This is a genomic window from Bradyrhizobium sp., assembly GCF_016462955.1.
Classification (GTDB): domain Bacteria; phylum Pseudomonadota; class Alphaproteobacteria; order Rhizobiales; family Xanthobacteraceae; genus Bradyrhizobium.
Window position 1 is genome coordinate 1 of record NZ_JAEMSD010000818.1, and the last position, 1,948, is coordinate 1,948.

The following is a 1,948-nucleotide window of genomic DNA, read 5'->3' on the forward strand; positions in this document are numbered from 1 at the left end:
ACGCTGGAGCCGTCGGCCACGCGCACGGCGTTGCCGCCCGTGGCCTGTGTCAGCGGCTTCAACGTATCGACCGTGGAGGTGACTTCCGAAAACTCCTTCGGATTGGTCGGGCCGACATTGATCAGCGCCTTCAGCGTGCCGTCGGTCGCCTGCCACAGGCCGAGCTCGCTGGCCGGCAGGCTGGCGCGCCACTCGCCGGGATCGGCAGCCGAGAGCGTCAGATCGTGCGATACGCCGGACGGCGAGGTCACGCTGACAGGCTGGACGCTGTCCGCCATGGTCTGGCGCACCACGACGAGGTCCTTGCCCTGCACCTGGAGGCGCAGCGCCTCCTCGTCGAGATCGGGCTGCTTCATCAGCCAGTGCGACGTCCGCCTGAGCAGATCGAGATGCGGCCCGCCGCCCTCATAGCCGCGCGCCCACAGCCAGATGTGGTCGGACAGCAAAAGCGCGACGCGGCCCTCGCCGAAGCGCGACAGGAACAGCAGCGGCTTGCCGTCGACGCCGGTCATCACGGGCGGGTTGACCGCGTTGCGGGTATCGACGGTGCGGAAGAAGCGGCTCCAGCGCGGCGGCTCGCTGGCCGAGCCTTCCAGCCCGCGCGTGACCGGATGGCGTTTGCCGGTGTCGGACAGATGCGCATAGAACGGTTTTTCCGTCACGCCGACAGGCTCGGCCGGCAGCACCGAATCCAGTGGTGTGCGCCAGATGCTGGTGGTGGAGGCGTAGTCCGGGCCGGCCGAGACCAGCACCGCGCCGCCGCCGCGCACATAGCGCGCGATGTTGTCGAAATAGGCGATCGGCAGCACGCCCTGGCGGGCGTAGCGGTCGAAGATGATCAGCTGGAATTCATTGATCTTCTGCTGGAACAGCTCGCGGGTCGGAAACGCGATCAGCGACAATTCGTTGATCGGCGTGCCGTCCTGCTTCTCCGGCGGACGCAGAATGGTGAAATGCACGAGATCGACGCTGGCGTCGGACTTGAGCAGATTGCGCCAGGTGCGCTCGCCTGAATGCGGCTCGCCCGAGACCAGCAGCACCCGCAGTTTGTCGCGCACGCCGTCGATGGCGACGACGGCGCGGTTGTTCACCGGCGTCAATTCGCGCTCGAGCGGCGAGGCCTCGATCTCGACGATGTTGGCCCCGGCATGCTTGATGTCGACGTCGACGCTGGCGGCCTGGCCGCTCGACAGCGTGCGCTCGTTGATGACCTCGCCGTCGCGGCGGACCGTCACCCTGGCGCGCTCGCCGGAGACGCCCTGGTCGTCGAGGCGGTAGGAGATGGTCTGGCTCTGCCCGACGATGCCGAAGCGCGGCGCGGCGGTGATGGCGATGCGGCGGTCGCGCTCGTCCTTCTGCCCGGTGATCAGTGCGTGCACCGGCGCCTGGAAGCCGAGCGCGGCGGCGCTCGCGGGAATGTCGTGGACGCGGCCGTCGGTGATCAGGAACGCGCCGGCGACGCGGTCGACCGGCACGTCCGCCAAGGCCGAGGCCAGCGCCCCGAACAATTTCGTGCCGTCGGTCTCGCCGTCGGCCTGTCCGGCCTCGACGACGCGGACTTCGAGGCCCTTGATCTTCTTCAGGCTGTCGACCAGCGCTTCCTGCGCTTGTGCGGCCTCGCGGTTGCGGTTGCCAAAGTTCTGGCTCGGGCTCTTGTCGACGACGACGGCCGCGACCGAGGTGAGGGGATCGCGGTCCTCGCGCGTGAAGGAAGGATTGGCGAGCGCCAGCAGGAACAGCGCGAGCGCGGCCACGCGCACCGCGGCGCCGCGTGCGCGCGCCATCAGCAGCACAATGGCGATGACGACGATCGCGGCGAGCGCGAGCCACAGCACGAGCGCGGGAACGAGCGGCGTGAATGCGATGCCGTAGTTCATGAGATGGACCCATCAATGTCATTCCGGGGCGATGCGAAGCATCGAACCCGGAATCTCGAGATTCCGGGTTC

1 protein-coding gene is annotated in these 1,948 nt (G+C 68.3%); it reads right to left on the reverse strand.

The window, feature by feature from the left end:
* Positions 1-1,877 (reverse strand): hypothetical protein (locus JHD07_RS38785; protein WP_291631830.1); only part of this gene is annotated, 1,877 nt, incomplete at its 3' end.
* Positions 1,878-1,948 lie beyond the last annotated feature (71 nt).